Source organism: Aliisedimentitalea sp. MJ-SS2 (genome assembly GCF_032586155.1).
Lineage (GTDB): Bacteria > Pseudomonadota > Alphaproteobacteria > Rhodobacterales > Rhodobacteraceae > JAWHTC01.
Genome location: NZ_JAWHTC010000003.1, coordinates 89,729 through 105,199, shown reverse-complemented (window position 1 = coordinate 105,199; position 15,471 = coordinate 89,729). Strand labels below are relative to the sequence as shown.

At 53.9% G+C, this 15,471-nt stretch carries 14 protein-coding genes; 6 read left to right on the top strand and 8 right to left on the bottom strand.

Translation table 11 applies throughout. The annotated features are described in order from the left end of the window. Nucleotides 1–17: 17 nt before the first annotated feature. The 4 genes from RXV86_RS13035 to RXV86_RS13020 form a co-directional block, all read right to left on the bottom strand. A complete protein-coding gene (locus RXV86_RS13035) occupies nt 18–1,886 on the bottom strand; it encodes an AAA family ATPase (RefSeq protein WP_316300510.1) in 1,869 nt (622 codons plus the stop codon). A gap of 9 nt (nt 1,887–1,895) precedes the next feature. After that, on the bottom strand, nt 1,896–3,743 hold the full coding sequence (locus tag RXV86_RS13030) for a DUF262 domain-containing HNH endonuclease family protein (protein ID WP_316300508.1): 1,848 nt from the start codon (nt 3,741–3,743) through the stop codon (nt 1,896–1,898). An 18-nt stretch (nt 3,744–3,761) separates the two neighbouring features. Beyond that, nucleotides 3,762–5,816, bottom strand: a complete 2,055-nt coding sequence (locus RXV86_RS13025) for a class I SAM-dependent DNA methyltransferase (RefSeq protein WP_316300506.1) — start codon at nt 5,814–5,816, stop codon at nt 3,762–3,764. Nucleotides 5,817–5,882: 66 nt separating this feature from the next. Then, nucleotides 5,883–6,383: a helix-turn-helix transcriptional regulator gene (locus RXV86_RS13020; protein WP_316300503.1), complete on the bottom strand. Its 501-nt coding sequence runs from the start codon at nt 6,381–6,383 to the stop codon at nt 5,883–5,885. Nucleotides 6,384–6,433: 50 nt separating this feature from the next. On the opposite strand from RXV86_RS13020, the gene RXV86_RS13015 reads away from it, so the two are divergent. Next, entirely contained in the window at nt 6,434–6,652 is a 219-nt protein-coding gene (locus RXV86_RS13015; protein WP_316300501.1) for a helix-turn-helix transcriptional regulator, read from the top strand. Between the two features lie 49 nt (nt 6,653–6,701). After that, nucleotides 6,702–7,010, top strand: coding sequence for a hypothetical protein (locus tag RXV86_RS13010; RefSeq protein WP_316300498.1), 309 nt, complete (start codon nt 6,702–6,704; stop codon nt 7,008–7,010). Nucleotides 7,011–7,375: 365 nt separating this feature from the next. Here RXV86_RS13010 and RXV86_RS13005 read toward each other — a convergent pair whose 3' ends face one another. After that, complete coding sequence (locus RXV86_RS13005; protein WP_316300496.1) at nt 7,376–7,543, bottom strand: hypothetical protein; 168 nt, start codon at nt 7,541–7,543, stop codon at nt 7,376–7,378. A gap of 250 nt (nt 7,544–7,793) precedes the next feature. Between RXV86_RS13005 and RXV86_RS13000 the strand changes: the two genes are divergently transcribed. After that, a complete protein-coding gene (locus RXV86_RS13000; protein ID WP_316300494.1) occupies nt 7,794–9,347 on the top strand; it encodes a hypothetical protein in 1,554 nt (517 codons plus the stop codon). Between the two features lie 185 nt (nt 9,348–9,532). On the opposite strand, the gene RXV86_RS12995 is transcribed toward RXV86_RS13000, so the two are convergent. Beyond that, the gene (locus RXV86_RS12995; RefSeq protein WP_316300491.1) at nt 9,533–9,826 is read right to left on the bottom strand and encodes a hypothetical protein; all 294 of its coding nucleotides are present in this window, start codon (nt 9,824–9,826) and stop codon (nt 9,533–9,535) included. A gap of 127 nt (nt 9,827–9,953) precedes the next feature. Between RXV86_RS12995 and RXV86_RS12990 the strand changes: the two genes are divergently transcribed. The 3 genes from RXV86_RS12990 to RXV86_RS12980 are packed head-to-tail and all read left to right on the top strand — an operon-like array spanning nt 9,954 to nt 12,775. Then, nucleotides 9,954–10,586, top strand: coding sequence for a recombinase family protein (locus RXV86_RS12990; RefSeq protein WP_316300489.1), 633 nt, complete (start codon nt 9,954–9,956; stop codon nt 10,584–10,586). Nucleotides 10,587–10,626: 40 nt separating this feature from the next. After that, nucleotides 10,627–12,273 (top strand): GIY-YIG nuclease family protein, encoded by a 1,647-nt coding sequence (locus tag RXV86_RS12985; protein WP_316300487.1) that lies wholly within the window; start codon nt 10,627–10,629, stop codon nt 12,271–12,273. Further along, a complete protein-coding gene (locus tag RXV86_RS12980) occupies nt 12,266–12,775 on the top strand; it encodes a hypothetical protein (RefSeq protein ID WP_316300485.1) in 510 nt (169 codons plus the stop codon). The genes RXV86_RS12985 and RXV86_RS12980 overlap by 8 nt, the downstream gene beginning before the upstream one ends. Nucleotides 12,776–12,834: 59 nt before the next feature. On the opposite strand, the gene RXV86_RS12975 is transcribed toward RXV86_RS12980, so the two are convergent. Further along, nucleotides 12,835–13,386: a hypothetical protein gene (locus RXV86_RS12975; RefSeq protein WP_316300483.1), complete on the bottom strand. Its 552-nt coding sequence runs from the start codon at nt 13,384–13,386 to the stop codon at nt 12,835–12,837. Nucleotides 13,387–14,755: 1,369 nt separating this feature from the next. After that, nucleotides 14,756–15,436 carry a GntR family transcriptional regulator gene (locus RXV86_RS12970; protein ID WP_316300481.1) on the bottom strand — a complete coding sequence of 227 codons (681 nt, stop codon included), beginning with the start codon at nt 15,434–15,436 and terminating at the stop codon, nt 14,756–14,758. Nucleotides 15,437–15,471 lie beyond the last annotated feature (35 nt).

Sequence of the window (15,471 nt, the reverse complement as noted above, 5' to 3'; positions counted from 1 at the left end):
TTCGATGCCAGACAGGTTCACGGTTGCTCCTCCGGTTCCGGCTGGCCGTCGTTCGGACCGTCTGCTTGCACACCCTCTTCTGGAAACAGGTAGGCCGTGATTTGTTGAACCAGGGGTTCGATGAATGGCATACGGGCTCGGAAGTCATCGTCTTCCTTGCTAGCGAAGTGCTGGGCCATTGACCTCTTACCCGCCTGCTCGAACTCATGCTTCACGAAGATCGCCCAATCATCATGAAGGTTTTCGTCCAAGGTAGTTTCACCGGCGACAATGCGTTGATTCAGGTCGGCTGGGATTACTCCAGGTAGATGGCGAGTTTTCAGGTGCCCTTGTCCCTGCGCCCATTCCCACGCCGGGCGATCATAGAGGCACTCCAACACCACTGGCATGCGCAGCCCTGCCTGAAAGATCGGGACAATGTGAGGCGGCGTGGGCAGTTTGAAACACTTCGCCGATTTGATGTTATCGGGAACGTCGTTCCATTGCTTGATCGCGGTTTTCGCCTCCGGGTCAAGATCAAGCAATCCAGCCGCCTTGGGAAGTTCAGGATGGTGCTTTGCCCGGCTCCGCCATGATTGAAGCATATCGATCACGTAGTTGATCCCGGCGCTGTTCCGGGTTTCGACATCGATCTCCCCCACTCTATCAGGGGCGAAGACCGCCAATGCCTTGTCTACGATGAGTTTGTCCGATGGCCCCTCAACGAAGAGCTTGCGGCGGTTGGCCTGAGCAAGCTCTGCGACCTCTGCACGGGCCTTCTCTTGGCGTCTCACCCTATCTTCAAGCTCAGTTACCATCGGAGCGAACAGGGCGGTTGTTCCCATTCGGTCATCGAGGTCACCGAGTGCCCTGGCCTGTTTCGTACCTTCCTCATCCACCTCTCTGAAGATGTGGTGACAGGTGATCCTGTTCTCGCCGCCATCATCCTTGCGATGGAGGTTGTAGAAGACCGGCGAATGGGTCGTGAGGAATACCTGGGATATCCCATGGTCAATGAAGTCCCAGAACTGGTCGGCCAGTTCCACGCAACTCGACAGTTCCAGATTATTCTCCGGCTCTTCGTATCCCCAGATGAACGTGTGTGGTGCTGACCCACGCCCTTGCAGTCGCCGCTTCTTGTCAGCCATGAACTTGAGGATCAGCGGGATGTGGCGGGCTTTGATCCCGTCACCTCGTGAGTCCAGTGAGATGTCCTGGCCTTCGCTGAGAAAATCGAGGCTCTCGAAGATGTGGCTGAGGTCCTTGGGCAGCGCAAGACGGGACCGGAAGCCGAGGGACGCTGTTATCTGAGTGGTGAGGTCTTGAAGCTGGTCGGAAATCGATTGCTCAAAGTCTTGGCTGGAATTCCGGAATTCCCGGTCAGCGACCTCTGCGATGATGTCATAGATGCTGGCCCGAAGCTCCGAGAAGTATTCCAGGTCTTTGATTGCAGGCACATAGACGAAATTGATGTTGCGCAGCAGGGCATGAACGTTTGACTGTTTTGGGATTTCCACCGTTTCGACACGAGCCCCTCCACGTGGCCCGGCTACACTCCTTCGCCCCGAGTATTCGTCGTGAACCAGACCTTCAAAGCGCCACCTTCGTTCCCAGACCACATAGTCGCCATTTGTATCCCGGTAGGACTCCGGTACTGCGATTTCCAGCTTGATGGTGATTTCTTTGGCCCGGCGGTTCGGTTGATTGAAGATGTTGTGGTCGATCTCGAAGTCAAGATCGTCGGCAGGCATCGTCCTGCCGTTGAAAAACAGGTTGAGTGCCCGGAGGACATTGGATTTGCCAGAGTCGTTCTTTCCAACAAGCACGGCAAGCTTGCTAGGCGACAAGGAGAGGTTCCGTACTGAGCGGAAATTTCGAATATCGATTTTGGTGATATGGAGGCTCATCGTCTTTGGTTACACCTCCTGCAACTGCTCTGGTGACCAGCAGTGGTTGGCCAGCGCCGTGTACAGCGCCTGGCGGTTGTCCAAATCGGCCTTCTTGAATTCCTCCTTGGCCGCGAAGGGTAACCCCGTGGCCTCCCGGAACTTCCGGAAGCCCGGCTTGTTTTCATAGGCAATGGAGTGCAGTGACTGGGCCAGTAAGTTCTGCTTGGCATAGTGGTCTACTTTGTCCTCATAGGTCATGTCACTGTAGCTGGCATTGTCCGGTCCTGGCAGCAGCACCAGTCCGCCGATCCGATTGCGGTAGGCAGCGAAGTCGGCCGGGTGGGCGAACTCATCCTCGAACCGTTCCGGGTGATCCGCCCAGATGTGTTCAATCTGATACCCGCCCTTCTTGGCAGAACGTTTGGCATATTCCGGGTATCGCGCTTCACCACCGGACTGCACCTCGGCAAACTCAGTCAGCCGGGCCAGAAGACGATGCACCTGCGGGCCGTTGGTTCCGTGCAGCCGGAAGGCTTCTTGAGTCTCGAAGTCGATGTATTCGTCCCGATCCGCCCCCTCCGGCGACAGACGGTGGATCAGATCGGCCCGCAGTTCCTCCAGGTCCAGACCACGGATCGCCTTCATGATCAGGAAGGCTCGGTACTGCATCGTGGAGTGGTCGATGGCTTTGAAGTTCCACATCCGCCGAGCCAGCATGATTTCGACATAGGTTGCCACCAGTCGCATTTTCCTGGTGACTGTTTCGTCGTCGTCATCCTTGCGAAGCGGTGCCAACATCAGCGGGTATTGCAGGGTGAAACTGTTCTGCGCATTGAAGAAAACCGAAGTGAGCCCTTCAGTAAAAAGGTCGGCTGCACGTCTGGCGCGGGAATAGGCCCTGGCATAGAAACGAAAATCATTCGTGACGAATGAAGTGAAATCGGCGCTGGTGGCGAGGCCAATCCGATCGCGGTTTTCCCGTACCCAGCGATGGAATTCGGTGCCAAGCTTGTCGAAGTCTTCGGGCTTGGCCCCGGCCTTCCTCTCCCTGATCTTGTCGGCGTATTGGCTACGGAGCCACGCTTTGATGCAGTCGGCATCTTCGTCCTTACCCAGGTCCCGAAGCTTGCCCATTTGGGTTTTCCAGGCATCACCTGCCTGAGCCCGGCCTTCATCATCTGTCACGTTGGCCAGCAGGTATCCCTTGAGCATATCAGTCGGGGTCAAAGACAGGCCCCGGTCGTTCATGGTTTCGAAGATTGTGTAGGCATCGTCATCGGAGAACGCCGTGATCTCGACCAACATGACGTTTTCGGTCAGCCAGTCGAGGAAGTAGGGTAGCGCATCCCCCCTGAGTTCTTCTGGAAAGATGTCGGTGATGTCATGGTAGCGGTTGATCAGGTTCTGGACCGAGGGTGGTTCGTCTGTAGGATCAGGGCTGTCGCCGTTGATCAGAGCCTGGAGGCAGCCATTGCGTTCCTGGACATCAAGGTTGAATGATTTGGTGCCGTACTGGGTCGAGTAGACAAGATTGGCGATCTCAACCCGCTGATCTGCGGGCTGGTCCTTCTGGAGACTGTCGAGGTAGATCAACAGCAGAGTTAGGGACGTAAGCCGCTGCTGGCCATCAACGATGAAGCGGTCACCGTCCTTGTTCGAGATGATGACGGAGCCCAGGAAATACTGTCCGTAGTGGGCCACTGCCTTTCGTTCGTGATCCGGCTGGTAGTCGAGGAGAAAGCGGCTTGTCAGGTCTTCGATGAGTTCCCTGATCTGTTTGGATTCCCATTTGTAGTCACGCTGGTAATAATCGATGTGGAACTTCTGCCCGAGAAGGGATTTAACCGATCTGTCTTCGCCTCGAATTTTGGTCATAACAATGCGCTCGTTCTGTTAGGTAATGACTTCGGAAAGTAGGTTCTGGATTTCCCGACCCAGCACCTGAAGATCAGCATCGATCTCCTCCAATGGGCGGGGCGGTTCATACCGGTAGAAATGACGATTGAAGGGGACTTCATATCCGATCTTGGTCTTTGAATGATCGATCCATGCGTCGGGCACATGGGGTCGAACCTCACGGGTGAAATACTCGTCGATGTCTTCTTTCAGTGGGACATTCTCGTTGTCCCGCAACTCCGCGTCGGGCTCCGGATTGCCTTTCCGATCCGTGCAGATGTCCGCCTCGGCGTCCCGCTCACTGAGCGCCATCAGGACGGCCTTCATGGTCGCTGCGGGCACAGACACCCCGGACGACTTGAACGCCCCTCTCAGGGCTACTGAGAAGCTCTCTCGGTTGCTCCAGAGGGCGTCCCCCTCCATCCCTCGAAGTGTGGACAGAATTGCACCCTGAAGTCGTTCGCCGTCTGCGACCTCCTGTTGGCCTTCTGCACCCTTCTTTCGAGTCTTGGCCAGGTTCTGGAATGATTTGCTTGCTTCAACGGCTACGATCCGCTCAGCCGTCACAGTGAAGTTTAACCTCAGAGGCCGTTCAACAGTAATGCGATGAAAGCCGAAATCGGTGTTGTCGAACAACTTAGAGATATCCGAGGTTTCCATATCACCAAACACCTGGGCGACTCGGTGAATGTCGTCCTCCGCAATCTCTTTACGCTTCTCTCCCAGGGATCGCCGCATCTTGACCCACATGGCGGACGCATCGATCAATTGCACCTTTCCCTTTCGGCGAATGGGCTTTCGGTTGGTCAGCACCCAGATGTAGGTGCTGATGCCAGTGTTGTAGAAAAGTTGATCTGGCAGGGCGACGATGGCCTCCAACCAATCCTGCTCGATGATCCAGCGTCGGATTTCGGATTCACCCGATCCTGCTCCACCAGTGAACAGGGGTGAACCATTGAAAACGATAGCCAGCTTCGATGGAGCGTCGTCGTGGAATTTCGAGATCATATGCTGGAGAAACAGAAGAGAGCCGTCGCTGACACGTGGGAGGCCCGCCCCGAACCGGCCCGAAAAGCCGCGGCCAGCTTCGTCACGAATGGTCTTTTCCACCTTCTTCCACTCCACCCCGAACGGAGGATTTGAAAGCATGTAATCGAACGTCCGGCCTGCATGGGCGTCTGTTGTAAACGTGTTGCCCTGAGCGATGTTCTCGGCCCGCTGTCCTTTTATCAACATGTCGCTTTTGCAGGTCGCGTAGGATTCCCCATTCAACTCCTGACCGAACACGATCAGCTTTGCATCCGGAGCCATGTCTCGAAGGTAGTCCTCCGCAACTGACAGCATCCCGCCGGTACCACATGCAGGATCATAAAGGGTCTTGATCACACCTGGCTGAGTCAGAGCATCGCCGTCTTCGGTAAAAAGAAGGTCCACCATCAAACGGATAACTTCACGAGGGGTAAAGTGCTCCCCAGCGGTCTCATTGGACTGTTCCGAGAATCTTCGGATCAGTTCCTCGAACACGTAGCCCATTTGAAGGTTTGTAACGCGGGCTGGACCGAGATCGATGTTGGCGAATCGTTCGACTATCCGGAACAACAGATCAGCTTCGTCCAGGCGTTGAACCTGGTCGAAGAACTTGAAATGAACCCCGACGGTTTCCCTGATGTCTGTGGAAAAGGCATTGATGTAGGCTTTGAGGTTGTCAGTTAGATCATCCGGGTCCTGCAACAGCTTTGGAAAATCGTAGGGCGAAGTGTTGTAAAACCCATGGCCGGATGCCGACTTCAGGGCCTGTTCCCGCATTTCAGGTGCGGCTGTGTCCGGAAGCACCTTTGCACGGGCTAGAACTTGGTCCTTGGTCGTGGCCTGTATACAGTCGAGGCGACGAAGAACCGTGAAGGGCAGGATGACGCGACCGTACTCCGACTGCTTGTAGTCCCCTCGGAGCAAATCCGCGATGGCCCAGATGAACGCTGTTTTCTCTTGATGATTAACCACAGATTTTCCCGTGCATGAAATTGGAAGAATAGAATTTCCGGCACAGATCATTCACTATGCGGGGAACATACCTATTGGCAGTCACAGCTTTATCACATTGGAGCAGCACCACCGCAATCATGGATTGTATTCCTCATCCAATTTCTGCTCGATCAATGCGATGTACTCTTCCGGATTAAACCGCCGAGTTGGATCATCAGCCCACCTCTTTTGTTGTGTACGGATGACGGCCAGCGTCGCGGCTTGAAGGGCTTCCGGCGATGGCCGTTCTGGCAGTTTAGTGGCCACCGCCTCAGCAGCAGCAATGGCCATGCCGATTAGTTGGTACGAGATTTCAGGGCCTTCGATCTCAAGTTTGTCATCGAAGAAGTGTTCGATTGGACGACCATATAGATCAGCAAGTTTTCGCAGGCGACTGATGGAGATGAAGTCGGCGTTCTTGACTTCCATTCGCCAAACCTGCGCACGGCCAACATCGAGGAAATCAGCGACTTCCTGAACACCCATCTTGGCATCTTTCCTGGCCTGTCTGAGCCGTTTCTTGAGTTCCATGCGACCCGCTTTGATGTGACGTAGACGTTCCACAAAATGGAACACTTTCTTCAGAAGCGCAATCATGGTGAAGTTTCTAGTTGAGAATCATTTATGTTCCCTTTAATGAAACATTTATGCGATTGGAAGAATACCTTGCCCGGCAACAGATGAGCTTACGTGCTTTGGCTCGGGCGTCAGGGCTGGGCGTCGCGACGGTCAAACGTGTTCGGGATGGAACATGCATCGCAAGTCGTAAAACGCTGAATGCAATCGTCGATGCCACGGACGGTGCGGTGACCATCGCCGAACTGATTTCTGTGGCCTTGGAGGCAGGCTCCGAAGACCACGACTGATGAGCAAGTTCTACAACCGTATCAACGTCAACGACATGGAGGGCACACAATGAAAAATACCTGGCTTGCAATGGGGGTGTTCCTCGCTCTCCCCATCATCGCCCTAGCAGAGCAGCAAGAAACCGACCCTGGTGTGACAATGGACCAATTGCTGGAAGCCCGAACGATGTGTGACCAAATGAACGCAACCGGTGAGGTGCGAACTGAAATCTTCGGAATTCAGATCATCCGGTATGGGGGCACCTGCGTAGTTGTGAACGGCGAACTTGACGAAGATGCTCGGAGTTTTCTTGAAGAAAAAAACCTGCCTTGGGCAGGCGTGGGCCTGTGGATCAAGGCAACAAACTCGACTGATTGACCAATAACGTCAGCGCAAGCAGCGCAGGTTGATTACCCAGTCAGCCAAGATTGCCAACCACGTCAACGAATTCAACACGAAGTATGGCCAGTGAAAAGGTACAGATTAGTGTTAGGGCCAGCCGGTAACAGGGCAGCACCCTGATAACGCGATTGGGGTTCACCCTGCCTTCTCCTTGAATTGGCCCGTCAAGACGACTACCTCAAACTCAGGCAGACATTGTGGTCGTTCACGTACCACGCAGGGGTCCGAGTCCCCAATGTCATGACAGAGAAGCGAGATCAACGATGAAGACCGCCACCTCAATCGATGGGGTCCCTGGCACTCACAATGGTGGTGTGTGTCATCGTCATTCTGTACGGGCTTCAGGCAGCTTGTTCCCAAACTTCCTCATCCCCGAACTGCGACAGGTATTCGTCGATGCACCGGTTAATGAGTTCACCGAGGGTTTGCCCTGTTTGAAGTGCGTGAATCCGTGCCTCAAGGATCAGGTCCTTGTCCAGCTTTCGGATCGAATGTTTGTGGTTGTCCATGATCGGCTCTCCAAGAAGGTTATGCAGTTATTTAGGAAATTCTCACCGATCATGAGGGCCCAAGAAGGCAGTGCCGGACGTGTAGGACCCGCCAAACCTGTAAATACAGTCACGCCGGTCGTTTCAACAGGAATACTCGGCAAGAAACGAGCAGAGCGCATGGTGGTCATCGGTGTGGCGATTTGAACAAAAAACCCCTGTTCTCACGCAGAGGGAACTGGAGCTTGGAGCCATGGCCTCCCAGGGCCAAATGCGTGACCGGTTCGCGGCGACCAGGGATATTCTCAACTACGACACCATCAACTGGCCCATTCTCAATCGGTGCGGCAAATGCGGTGATCCGTATCCGTGCCAACTCAAGTTCTGTGACAAGTGCTACAATAGACCTCTTGATCCCAATGCATGGCGTGTAGACCCAAACCGCTTCATCTCTGATGATGTCCTGAATCCGGTCTACTATCCGCTCCGGGTGGGTGCAGGAGCATACCGACATATAAAACGCACTCTGAGTATGGTCGAGCCGTTCTACGGCCTTCCAATCCGGGAAATTGCTCCTGTCACCGTCAAATTCTGTTACCTACAAGGCGGTGAAGACTATGTGGCAGTGAAGAATTACTATCATCGGTGGATGCGTGAAGTTGTGGACGGGTTTCACCGCCTGGTCGATCCTGATGTCAAATTAACCTATCGCTTCGAATGGTCATGGACGACCGCCGGGCAGGCAAAGTGGAACCTGCCTTTCCGTGCTCCTGGTGTCGCAGATGTCCGTGACATACACCCTGATCAGGTGGTTGCTCTGCTGCACGCACACTGCATCAGCCACTTTCCCGGACATGAATACACGGAAGCGGGCCAGTTCTTCCGCATGGTGTTCGATGCGCCTTGGCAGGTTGTTGTTTCAACCCCGCGACCTGACACCATCGTCAATGGCATTGATGGCGACGTTTCGACGGATGATCGCCATGAGCTTTCCCGCCCATCCAGGCAATCAAATAGCACGCCTCAGAAAACCCGGTACAATTCGGATGTGGATTTGGACCCCAACGAAGGGTGGTCGCAAAACCAACTTCCGTTCGACATGGCGGTCTCCATCGATGATGAACTCGATGCGCTGACCGAGCATTGGTACCTGGAGAAGGCGGACGATCATTCCGCTAACTCCAGTGATCCCCAGGAACGAGCGTCTGGACTAGTAGGATGGGGGCAGTATTCGTGCAAGGAGCACTTGCCCAAGGCTGAAAGCCGGTACACAAAAGACAGTCATCGGGATGGAAGCCAATGGTCAGGAACCGGTTCTTCAAATCATGGCCCGAACTCTTCTTCTGCCAGTGATCAGGAGCCTGATCTGGCACTGACGCCAGAGCAGATGGTCATCGCCTGTCACGCTGATGCTGAATTGAAGCGGGCTTTCCACGGGAAGCGGCTGATGCACTCGTTCGGCACTCGAAGAATTACAAAGCCGAAGTCAGCCAAATCGACCACCACTTCCAATCGGTCCAATCATGACGAGCAATTGATCCATGAGAACCGCCCACGTCACATGATGAGGGCCAGTCCACCGTCTGATGTATTCTTACCGCTCCGCAGTAGTGGCACTGAATTGCATTGGAGCATCGGGCCATCTTCGACGGCCCAACCAACAACACCACCGACATTCAGCCTTCTGACCACTCACAACCTATTTTTTGACTCTAATAATAAAGAGGATTGGGGTGGAATAGCACAAAACCCCTTCTTTTCTTGCCTGGTGATGTGCCCCAATTGCAAGTTGAGTCTCGGTCAGCGAGTTTTTCGGCCACCATGACTTCTCTGCCCAATTTCCTCGGGTAAAGTTACAAGCAACCTGATTCCCCCCTATGACAACCTCCAATTTCTCGTTCCCACGAGCCTCCCCGACGCATCTTATGCCGCCGAGCGGTGGCGATGTATCAGAACACAACCGGCACGATTTCTTTTCCTTGACACTCAAGCTGTCGCTCCCCGCCATGGTTAAATCGGTCTCCGGCTACGATCCTCAACCCCGAATACCTGGTGAGTGGTGTTGGGTTGAATGATCCGGAGATGGGCTCCGCTGATCTGCATCATCACCGTGCCCACAGGGATGCCAACTGCCGAACGGACTGGAGGCAGCATCACACCGAAGACCTCTTTTGATTGATGTTCAAATAACCCCCCTGCCAGGAGCCGAAAAGCACCCCTGATTTCCATCAGTTTTTTTGTCGGAATCCGGCGTTCAAGAACCAGACCATTTCTGAACTGCCCAGATGTCCCAGGATCGATCATGTTGTCCGTTGGGGTATGCTGTAGCGGACAGGGCACAGAGGCCAAATCTGCTGTCCGCATAACTTGCGAATCATCTACGGACACCTATACCTTCGGACGCGGGTTTAACGGACAGAAGGAGGCGTGATTGGCCGTCATATTGTATGCCAGAGTGTCAACCAGAGATCAGACGCTGGAGCACCAGATCAGCCAAGCAGAAGCGGCTGGTTTCAAGATTGATGAGATCGTAGCCGACCACGGTGTTTCAGGGGTCAAACATCGGCTGAGGGACCGTCCGGAAGGCCGGAGGCTTTACGACAAGCTTCGAGCCGGGGATATGCTGGTGCTTCGCTGGGTGGACCGGCTAGGACGAAACTACCGGGATGTCACTGATGCAGTCCGCCACTTCATACGATCCGGTGTCACGATCAGGACAGTGATCAACGATATGACCTTCGACGGTGCCACGACCGACCCAGTACAACAGGCCGTGCGGGACGCAATGATCGCGTTCCTTGCCGCGACTGCCCAGGCCCAGGCCGAGGCAACAAGAAGCGCCCAGCAGGCCGGGATCGAACTTGCAAAGGATCGTGGTGGCAGGTTCAAGGGCCGGAAACCCAGCTATGACCGAGCCACATTCCAAACCGTCCGCGAGATGGCCGACCTGGGCCACGGGGCCACATCGATCTCGAAACACACAGGTCTTTCCCGGCAGGCCGTATTGAGGATTAGAGACAACCCGAATTTGGCTGAAGCGGCTCTTTGCCGATGGGGAATTTAAGTGCTAGGGGTTCCAAGCGTTACAGTTGAATGACGAGGACATGAAGCAACCACAGCGAAAACTCACCAGAGAACAGAAGATCGAACTGTTCTCCATGGCCACCCGTGCGGACCCAAAGTCAATTGAGATGAGGCTCTCGGCTGAGGAGCAACAGTTCGTGGATACTATGGTTGATCGGGCCAAGTACTTGAACTTGGCTCAGTCCATGAACGGGCCTGGTTTCTACATAGACCGGAAACTCCGCGAATTCACTCGGGAGTATAACGGCAGGGTATTCACCGGATATGGCTCCGAGCAACCGGTTTCGTTTCAGGTTTTCCGAGAGTTTGTTGAACCGGACGACGGTGCTCTTGTCCTAAAAATACTCCCTGAGAAGCACTACTCACTGGACCCAAACTTTATTCTCGATCAGTTGACTGACCCGACCACTGAAAGATCAGCCGAAGACCTTTACGGCCTTGAGGAACGAACAATCTACATGGTCTCGGCACCTGGCGGGTATGACGATTTACAGTTTTCCGGAGTAGCCGATTTGGCCGTATTCGGTTGGGCGTTCATACGATACGGCGACGAGATATCCGTTTTTGTGCTCGGGGCCAAACGCAGCGCAGACCGGAAAGAAGAAAAGATCAAAGTCGAAGAAGCGGGCCTCGACCCCCGGAAACCGTTCTTGAAGAAGAGTGTGGGTGAAGACATAGACTTCACCCTCGACGAGTTCTTCGACCGCCCCGAACTGTATCCGGTCATACTGCTTTCAAAGATCGACATATCCCGAGGAACGACTGTGGTGAGGTACATGCTCACTGAACGACGTCGTTCATTCGAGGTCATCACGGACAGCAGGGAGTTGTACTCGGATATGGCTACAGGCCCTGGACAACACAAGACTGAGCAAATCTCAGGATTGTTCGATCGAGCCTCTGAGGCCCTAGCGGCTCATTCTTCGGTGTTCGCACTAATGAACGAGTTGCCCCATGTTTTGTTAGGAATTGAAGACCGTGACGATTTAAAGATTGTGCGGACGCCGACCGAACTTCATTTGAAGAAGAGTACGACGAGCGTTCGTAAGATGAAGAAGATTCTTTACGCCTCTGAGACCCCGAATTTTTTGGACGTTGCAACCATCATTCTACCCAACCGTTCCTACAGCACAGTTCAGATCGAAGCCAAGCAGTTCAAAGTCGAACAACATGGTTACTGGCGACAACTACGTCCCGACCAGACAGGAGTTGGAAAAAACGGTGACAATGTTCTTGGGAAAACCTGGGTTACCGTACACGAGAGTTGGGAAGAGGACTTAGGCTTCTCACCTCCCGAGAACAACCAAATCGTCCAAGTCCACACAGGTAACGACTCCGATCAAACTGGTGAGGTGTATGTTATGCGGAATGCCCAACACCCCAAGGACACCTATAAGGTCGGTTACACGACGAAATCTGCCGATGAACGTGCGCGACAACTGGAGTCCACTTCTGGTCAGCCCGATCAATTCGCGGTCGTAGAGTCTTGGTCTGTTACCCAACCTCGTAGAGTGGAAGGGATCGTTCATGAAAGGCTTGATCGGTATCGTGTGAACCCACGCCGGGAGTTCTTCAACGTCAAGTATTCGACAATTCGAACTACTGTTGAGGAGGTAATCAATGAGCTTGAGGCGGGAATCGAAGATTTCAGAGGTGATCATGGCTGAAAAGGACAATTGGGATAAGTTTGAGATTGTTGGAAAAATAGTGGTTGGTCTAACCGTGCCTGTGGTCGTGGCTGTTGCTGCATACTTTCTGAACACTCAAATCAGTGAACGTACAAGGTCCTCCGAAATGACCAGGATCGCAGTAGGCGTTTTGTCGAAGAGCCCTTCTGACGAAGATTACAATTCCGAACTGGAGCCAATGCGTCGGTGGGCAATTGGTGTGTTGCAAAACCCAACCGCTGATCACCCCTTGAGCGAAGACGAGGCGGACCTTCTCCTACGGCACCCAATATTCTTTGACGGGTTCGGAGGCGACGATGGTGGCGGTAGCGGAAGCGGTGGGCGATCAGGGGACCTAAACATTGTCTGGGTGCCCTGGTCTGAGGTCAGCTTCACCGAAGAACAATGTGCGTCCATGGTCAAAGACCTGGTTCGGTTTGGAAGACCCTGGTGCGTGAATGCCTATCCGGAAATGTTTCAGACTGACAAACCCGAAGACTGATTCCCCCCCCAAAAAACCGCAGCCTCGCGACGCTTGCCGGTCGAGGAGGTCGGCGATGATCACTTGTCCTGTTTGTGGATTTCTCCATCTTCCGGGTCAAAAGGGCCACCGCTGTCACCTGCACCAGCATCAGGTTCACCAAAGCCTCCGTAATGGTCACCTGTCTCCCCTACACCGCGACCACCAGGAGGATTGTCTTTGGCGTCAATTTCAATACATTCGCTGCTCCCCTCCCCACCATTACCAGGGCCAGTACTCCAAGGCGGGGCCGTGTCTCCGCCGCCGCTTCCACCTTCGGTGGTGGGGCTATCAGCCTCATTACTTGTCCGCTTATCCAGTGACTTCAGAGCTTCGAATATCCCTGATGCCATGACACCCGAAGCCGCACCGACAGCAATTGTACTCGCCGTAGCGGCTTTTCTGGTGTTTGGGTTTCTTCGTTTGAAATGCACATCGAGATGGATTTCTAAGACTCTAAGGTACTTGTGATCGCCGCCGGTGACAGTCATGGTTTCAATGTGTCCATCCGCGACCAATTCTAAGATTTCCTTGGGTGTTGCAAAGAATTTCGCTTCTGCATCTTCAAGTGACAACCAACTCATATCAGACATCGGAATAACCTTCTTGGGAGAACTGCCCCCAACATAACAGGTCGAAGTCCAACTGTCCCTGATCCACACTCAGACCCTACCTTGGACACTTGGGAAAGAAATTTTTCTTTATTTTACAAGTCTTTATGGCTTTCCCCTTGGAGTCCGGTACTCGCCTCCAAATAACTCACTGTATATAAATATAAACAACGACCCAAACGCTTTCAGCCGACATTTTTTGACGGCCCCTACAAACCTTGTACAAATAGTTTTGATTACTGCAGACTCACCTGTGTCGCCCCGATCTGATTTCCACCGCAGATAGCAGCGAAGCTGACCAGCCAGTCGACACGCCTCACCAAGTCAACCCGTTGCGATTCATCAGCTACAGCGACTTTACACGCGATTACGTGCCACCCAGCTCCTTGGCCCATTGTTACTTTTCGCCTGGCAGATTGATGACACTGGAAGCTTAGTCCCGTTGGGCTGCCCGTGGCACCCCAACCACCGTCCGAGGGGTTAGCCACTAAAACAGGTGGGCCTGAGGGAGGCGCAGCCTAAGCTGAACAGGGGTTAAGCTATTGAATGTGAGATAAAAAAGGGGCTGAATTGCGCCTACCGAATGCTCGTAAGGAAAACCCACTGAAGATACGAACTGAACCCATATTGACCGACAGCGGCCAACCACCCGGCACGCGCGGTTTCTGCTCAGATGCGTGCAATCTTTCCAAATCTAAACCCCTAGGCAACCCCCGCAACCGCCCCCTATGCATGCCCCCTACCTTAAGTAGCAGTTTTCATTGTTTTTGGGCCCATTGTGGAGCGAATGGGCGGTCGAGCCCCGGCTTCCGCCGCAGGGTCGAAAACCACTTTGTCACGTCATTGACGATGAGATCGGGGAAGAGCGGCCCAGCGCTTGGAAGGTCCGAGAGCATTACTGGTGGGACAATAAGACCTATGCCGAAGACGTGATGGAGGGCGGAAAGCGGAAGTTCGCTGCGGGCGCGAGCCATCCAGGTCACGGCATCGAATGCTGACATTCAGACGGCTTTGAGGTGGGAGAATTTACCGCATTGTCGCAAGTTTGCTCAGAGCCCAATTCGAACATGTCAGTTTCATGCTTCACACGCTCAAAAACGATCTTGCGGGAACGCGGCAGAGATCGACGTATCCATGGATCTGGAAAACCGGCTGCTTGAAATAAGACCAAATTGACCGAGCAATCGACAAAGGGAACCATATCCTGGCGACCAATACGGGTTGGATTGTGACACCTCGGCCAACTGGCGGCAGGCGCGCGTTCGCCACGTCGAGTGAAATGCGCGAAGGTTAGTGCTTCATGGATCGATTGCGGCCTCTGGCACACGGCTCTATCCGGGACAATGGCCCTTCACTCGAAGTATTCGGAATGCTTCTGGTGTATCTCATCAATCGTGTCGTCAAGTCGGCCTAGGTGCCTGCGTGCGACAGTGGTGGCTTCTTCCGCTGCACCACGCGTCAGCGCATCAGCCACACCGCAATGGTCTTGCCAAAGTGTCTCGACTTCGCGTTCCCGGCCAAGGCTCAATACGCACAAACGGTCGACCTTCTGTTTGCATTCTTCGATGGTTTCAAATGCGAGCGGATATCCGGCCAGATAGCAGATGTGCTTGTGAAACTCATAATCAAGCGCATGGAATTGCGCGTCGTTCCCTGTGTCAATTGCCTGACGCTGGCCTTCGATGTTCTGGGCCAGGACCGCTGAACGGGGCTGGTCCCATACCGTACAGGCACGCCGGATCACCTCAAGTTCCACGGACAGGCGGACAAACCGCGCGTGGGCAATGCGCTCCATCGAAAACCCGCGGACTTCGGTGGCCTTTTGTGGTCGAATCAGAATCAGATCGAGGTTGGCCAGCCGGGAAAATGCGTCGCGGACCGGCTGACGGGAGACGCCAAAACGACGGGCGACGTCGACCTCTGACAGCTTGGTTCCCGGCAACAGGTTCAGAGAAACGATGTCACTCCGAAGCGCATCAAACACAACATCAGCTGTCGTACGTCGTTCGAAAATTTCAGTGGCTTCCTGCATTTCAAGCTCTCTTTTTCTATCACTTAGACCGATCT

Coding starts and splice junctions, on each gene's coding strand:
- RXV86_RS13035 (WP_316300510.1), bottom strand. CDS start 1,886: ATGAGCCTCCATATCACCAAAATCGATATTCGAAATTTCCGCTCAGTA.
- RXV86_RS13030 (WP_316300508.1), bottom strand. CDS start 3,743: ATGACCAAAATTCGAGGCGAAGACAGATCGGTTAAATCCCTTCTCGGG.
- RXV86_RS13025 (WP_316300506.1), bottom strand. CDS start 5,816: ATGATCTGTGCCGGAAATTCTATTCTTCCAATTTCATGCACGGGAAAA.
- RXV86_RS13020 (WP_316300503.1), bottom strand. CDS start 6,383: ATGATTGCGCTTCTGAAGAAAGTGTTCCATTTTGTGGAACGTCTACGT.
- RXV86_RS13015 (WP_316300501.1), top strand. CDS start 6,434: ATGCGATTGGAAGAATACCTTGCCCGGCAACAGATGAGCTTACGTGCT.
- RXV86_RS13010 (WP_316300498.1), top strand. CDS start 6,702: ATGAAAAATACCTGGCTTGCAATGGGGGTGTTCCTCGCTCTCCCCATC.
- RXV86_RS13005 (WP_316300496.1), bottom strand. CDS start 7,543: ATGGACAACCACAAACATTCGATCCGAAAGCTGGACAAGGACCTGATC.
- RXV86_RS13000 (WP_316300494.1), top strand. CDS start 7,794: ATGCGTGACCGGTTCGCGGCGACCAGGGATATTCTCAACTACGACACC.
- RXV86_RS12995 (WP_316300491.1), bottom strand. CDS start 9,826: ATGATCGATCCTGGGACATCTGGGCAGTTCAGAAATGGTCTGGTTCTT.
- RXV86_RS12985 (WP_316300487.1), top strand. CDS start 10,627: ATGAAGCAACCACAGCGAAAACTCACCAGAGAACAGAAGATCGAACTG.
- RXV86_RS12980 (WP_316300485.1), top strand. CDS start 12,266: ATGGCTGAAAAGGACAATTGGGATAAGTTTGAGATTGTTGGAAAAATA.
- RXV86_RS12975 (WP_316300483.1), bottom strand. CDS start 13,386: ATGTCTGATATGAGTTGGTTGTCACTTGAAGATGCAGAAGCGAAATTC.
- RXV86_RS12970 (WP_316300481.1), bottom strand. CDS start 15,436: ATGCAGGAAGCCACTGAAATTTTCGAACGACGTACGACAGCTGATGTT.